This is a genomic window from Mesorhizobium sp. M1A.F.Ca.IN.020.06.1.1 (genome assembly GCF_004023265.1).
Classification (GTDB): domain Bacteria; phylum Pseudomonadota; class Alphaproteobacteria; order Rhizobiales; family Rhizobiaceae; genus Mesorhizobium.
The window spans coordinates 1-4428 of the sequence record NZ_RZSR01000487.1; the positions used below are offsets into that span (position 1 = coordinate 1).

Sequence of the window (4428 nt, forward strand, 5' to 3'; positions counted from 1 at the left end):
GCGCGGAGCGGCCGATAGCGTGAAAAGGCTCAGCCTCGAGCTCGGCGGCAACGCGCCCTTCATCGTCTTCGACGACGCCGACCTCGACCTCGCCGTCGAGGGGGCGCTGGCGTCGAAGTTCCGCAATGGCGGCCAGACCTGCGTGTGCGCCAACCGCATTCTCGTCCAGGCCGGAGTTTATGACGCCTTCTCCGCCAAGCTCAGCGCCCGCGTCAATGCGTTGACGGTGGGACCGGGCACGCAGCCCGGCGTCGCCATCGGGCCGATGATCAACATGGCGGCGGTCGAGAAAATCAATCGGCACGTCGGGGACGCGCTCGCCAAGGGCGCGACGATCGTCACCGATAAGCCGGTGCTGCCGGAGGGTCCTCAATATGTCGCGCCGCTGGTGCTGGCCGGCGCAACAAACGAAATGGAACTCGCCAGCGAGGAGACTTTCGGTCCGGTCGCACCGCTTTTCCGCTTCGAGACGGAAGAGGAAGCGGTCGCGCTTGCCAACGGCACGCCTTACGGGCTTGCCTCCTACTTCTACACCGAGAACCTGAAGCGCGCCTGGCGCGTCGGCGAGGCGCTGGAGTTCGGCATGGTGGGCCTCAACACCGGCTCGGTTTCGATGGAGATAGCTCCCTTCGGCGGCGTCAAGCAGTCCGGCCTCGGGCGCGAGGGCGCGCAGGCCGGCATCGAGGAATATCTGGAACTGAAGAGCTTCCACATGGGCGGGCTGGGTTAAACCCCAGCCCCGATCACTGGATCCGGTCGAGCGCCTTGTAGTAGAGACCGACCATCGGCAGGAACCAGGGCTTGCCGGAATAGCCGGCAATGGCGGGCCACTCGAGCCCCTTCATCGGATTGCGGTCCGCGCGACCAAGCATGGCATCGGCCATGATCATCCCCAGATGGGTGGAAAGCTGCGCGCCGTGGCCGGAATAGCCCATCGCGTACCAGACCCCGTCATGGTAGCCGGCCCGCGGGAAGCGGTCCTTGGTCATGTCGACCAGCCCGCCCCAGCAATAATCGATCTCGACCCTGGCGAGCTGCGGGAAGATCGCCGCGAGGCTTGCCCGCAATATCTGTCCGCTCTTGGCATCGGAGCGCTGGTCCGATGTCGCCGAGAAGCGTGCGCGGCCACCAAAGATCAGGCGCTTGTCCGGCGCAAGCCGGAAGTAGTTGCCGATGTTCATCGAGGTCACGCATGTCCGGTTGCCGGGCATGGTCGCGGCGATCTCGGCGTCGCTCAGCGGTCGCGTGGCGATGATGAAGCTGCCGACGGAAATGATCCTGCGGCGGAAATAGCCGAAATTCGGCGTGGTGTAGGCGCCGGTCGCCACCAGCACATTGTCGGCGCTGATGCGGCCGCGGGAGGTGGTCAGCTGATGCCGCGTGCCGGATTGCCTGTGTTCCGTCACCGCTGCATTCTCGTGGATGACGGCGCCATGACGAACCGCGGCTGTCGCCAGCCCGGCCACGTAGCGGCCCATATGCATCATGGCGCTCTTCTTCGACAGCATCGCGCCATGGAAGGGCGAGCCGATCTCGGATTTGAGATCGTTCGGCGACAGCAGCGCCGTGTCCGGATCGACCTCGGCATGGACGGCCTCGAAGTTACGGGCGATCGCTTCGAAATGCTGCGGCTTGGAGGCGAGCTTCAGCTTGCCGGCGCGGCGGAAATTGCAGTCGATACCCTCCTCGGCGACCAGCGCCTCGATGGTGTCGACGGAATCGTCCAGTGCCCGGTAGAGCGCGATCGCGCGCTCCTTGCCGAGCTCCGCCTTGGCCGAAAGGTAGCTGTGGGCGAGGCCGTTGTTCAGGTGCCCGCCATTGCGTCCGGACGCGCCCCAGCCGACCCGCTCTGCTTCCAGCACCGCCACCTTGGCGCCGGCCTTCGCCAGTTGGCGGGCGGCGGCGAGGCCGGTGAAGCCGCCGCCGATGATGGCGGCGTCGTAGTGTCCCTCGACCGGGCCTTGCGCTCCGCCGGAAAAAACTGGAGCGGTGTCGTGCCAGTAGGAGACCAGCTTCATTTGCAATCCGTCAGTTTCAAAGCCCGACCACGCCCGGAAGACCGGAAATGTCGGCGATCTCGACATAGCCGTAATAGGGGTTGGCCGGCTCGTGGCCGCGATTGACCCAGACCTTGTTCTTGATCCCGAGATCATGCGCCGACATCAGGTCGTAGCGGAACGAGGACGAGCAGTGAAGAACATCCTCCGGACCACAGCCCAGCCTATCGAACATATATTCGAAAGCCTTGAAGCGTGGCTTGTAGGCCTGCGCCTGTTCGGCCGTGTAGACGGCATGGAATGGCGCGCCGAGCTTCTCGACATTGGACATGATCTGCGCGTTCATGGCGTTGGAGAGGATGACCAGCGGAATTTCCTTGGCAACCTTCGCCAGCCCGGCTGGAACGTCCGCGTGGGGCCCCCAGGTCGGGACACGCTCATAGACCATCGTGGCGTCGTCCGGGCTGAAGGAGACGCCGTTGCGCTTGCAGGCGCGCTCGAGCGCGTTGTGGACGACGTCGGCATAGGGCTTCCAGTCGCCCAGGATCTCGTCGAGCCGGTAAGCCGCGAAGTTCTTGATGAACGCCTGCATGCGCGGCTCGTCGAGTCGGCTGCCATAGAGGTCACGCGCCGCCTCGGCCATCTGGAAATTAGTCAACGTGCCGTAGCAGTCGAAGGTGATGTATTTGGGCCTGAAAGAAGCCATATCCGTCGATCTCCGGTGGAAGCACATCCGTGTTGGGACGTCTTTCATCATAGGCCGGCAGGAAGCGACCCACTTGACCGAAAAGCGGCTGCCGAAAGCAGAAAGTTCCGTATCCGCGGTTCCGTTTGGCACGCTGTAGCATCTTGAGTGTCGAAGGATGCCGCCGGTCGAGGCGCTAAACGCATCCAGTTCCATAGGGGCCAGCACAAGATGCGGCGCACCCCCTCAGCAACGGCGAATGATACCGCGGAAGTCGAGACCTTTAGACGATCTGCGGCGCACCGATGATCGAGACTTGGGGTCAGACTGAAAGGTGCGTCATGCAGCAAGGCGAGATCGAACTCCAGGACTTCGGGCCGGATCATATCGAGGGTGCAGTCGCGCTATCTCGGCAGGAGAATTGGCCGCATCGCCCGCAGGATTGGCAGATGGCGCTGCAGCTTTCGAGCGGCGCGGTTGCGCTCGACGACCAGGGCCGGGTCGCCGGGACAATCCTGGTAACGCCTTACGGCGCCGATTGCGCCATGATCAACATGGTGATCGTCGACAGGAACGCGCGAGGCAAAGGGCTCGGGCGCCGGCTCATGGAACAGGCCTTCGCCCTTGCCGGCGACCGTGCGCTGCGGCTCGTCGCCACGACCGACGGCATGCCTCTTTATGAGAAGCTTGGCTTCGTGCCCTCGGGCACGATTCTTCAGCATCAGGGCAAGGTGACAGCGCTTGAGGCTTCCGACGGTGTGGAAGCCGCGGGCGCGCACCATCTGCCGGAAATCAAGGCCCTGGACCGTGACGCCTACGGCGCCGACCGTGAAGCTTTGATCGATGCGCTGGCCGAGCGGGGTGAATTCGCCGTCATCCGCCGCAGTGGCGTCATCGCGGCCTATGCCGCAATCCGCCCGTTCGGACGCGGCGAGGTGATCGGCCCCGTCATCGCCGGAAATGCAGACGACGCCAAGGCCCTGATCAGCTTTTTCGCCGCGTCTCGCCCTGGCGCTTTCCTGCGCGTGGATACCGAAAGCAGGACCGGCATCGCCGGCTGGCTCGGAGAAATCGGCCTCGCTCATGTCGGCGGCGGCGTCGCTATGGACCGTCCGGCCAAGAATGGGGCCGAACAGGCCAGGCCAAAAGTTTACGCCCTCGCCAACCAGGCGCTCGGATAGCCCGGAGGACAACAATGCTCGCCAATTCCCTGATCGAACTCGACCGCGCCCATCTCATCCATCCGGTCGCCTCATATCGCGGCCATGAGGCGCTCGGCGTGCGGGTGCTGAAATCGGCGAAGGGCGCTACCGTGACCGATGCGTCCGGCCGGCAACTTCTCGACGGCTTCGCCGGACTGTGGTGCGTCAATGCCGGCTATGGTCACGACAGCATCGTCGAAGCAGCGGCCCGGCAGATGCGCGAGTTGCCCTACGCCACCGCCTATTTCGATCTCGGCTCGGAGCCCGCCATCCGGCTCGCCTCGGAGCTGGCCGACCGGGCGCCCGGGGATCTCAATCACGTCTATTTCACTCTCGGGGGATCGGACGCGGTCGACAGCACGATCCGGTTCGTCCGCTACTACTGGAATGCCAGAGGCGAGCCTGAACGCGACCAGTTTATTTCCATTGAGCAGGGTTATCACGGATCGTCGGTGGTCGGCGCGGGCCTGACCGCCCTGCCCGCCTTTCATGCCGGTTTCGGCATTCCGTTCGAATGGCAGCACAAGATCCCCTCGCCCTATCC

Annotated in this window: 5 protein-coding genes; 3 read left to right on the forward strand and 2 right to left on the reverse strand. The window is 64.3% G+C overall.

The annotated features are described in order from the left end of the window. Positions 1–730: aldehyde dehydrogenase family protein (locus EOA60_RS20405; RefSeq protein ID WP_128311796.1), on the forward strand; the 730-nt coding region annotated here is incomplete at its 5' end. Between the two features lie 13 nt (positions 731–743). On the opposite strand, the gene EOA60_RS20410 is transcribed toward EOA60_RS20405, so the two are convergent. Both EOA60_RS20410 and EOA60_RS20415 read right to left on the reverse strand, forming a co-directional pair. Next, positions 744–2018, reverse strand: coding sequence for an FAD-binding oxidoreductase (locus EOA60_RS20410; protein ID WP_127334716.1), 1275 nt, complete (start codon positions 2016–2018; stop codon positions 744–746). 16 nt (positions 2019–2034) lie between these two features. Beyond that, positions 2035–2703, reverse strand: coding sequence for a haloacid dehalogenase type II (locus EOA60_RS20415; RefSeq protein WP_066989167.1), 669 nt, complete (start codon positions 2701–2703; stop codon positions 2035–2037). Positions 2704–3023: 320 nt separating this feature from the next. Here EOA60_RS20415 and EOA60_RS20420 point away from each other — a divergent pair, with 320 nt between their 5' ends. Both EOA60_RS20420 and EOA60_RS20425 read left to right on the forward strand, forming a co-directional pair. Beyond that, positions 3024–3863: a GNAT family N-acetyltransferase gene (locus EOA60_RS20420; RefSeq protein WP_095825755.1), complete on the forward strand. Its 840-nt coding sequence runs from the start codon at positions 3024–3026 to the stop codon at positions 3861–3863. Positions 3864–3877: 14 nt separating this feature from the next. Then, the coding region (locus EOA60_RS20425) for an aminotransferase class III-fold pyridoxal phosphate-dependent enzyme (protein ID WP_128311798.1) at positions 3878–4428 on the forward strand (551 nt) is incomplete at its 3' end.

Coding starts and splice junctions, on each gene's coding strand:
- EOA60_RS20420 (WP_095825755.1), top strand. CDS start 3,024: ATGCAGCAAGGCGAGATCGAACTCCAGGACTTCGGGCCGGATCATATC.
- EOA60_RS20415 (WP_066989167.1), bottom strand. CDS start 2,703: ATGGCTTCTTTCAGGCCCAAATACATCACCTTCGACTGCTACGGCACG.
- EOA60_RS20410 (WP_127334716.1), bottom strand. CDS start 2,018: ATGAAGCTGGTCTCCTACTGGCACGACACCGCTCCAGTTTTTTCCGGC.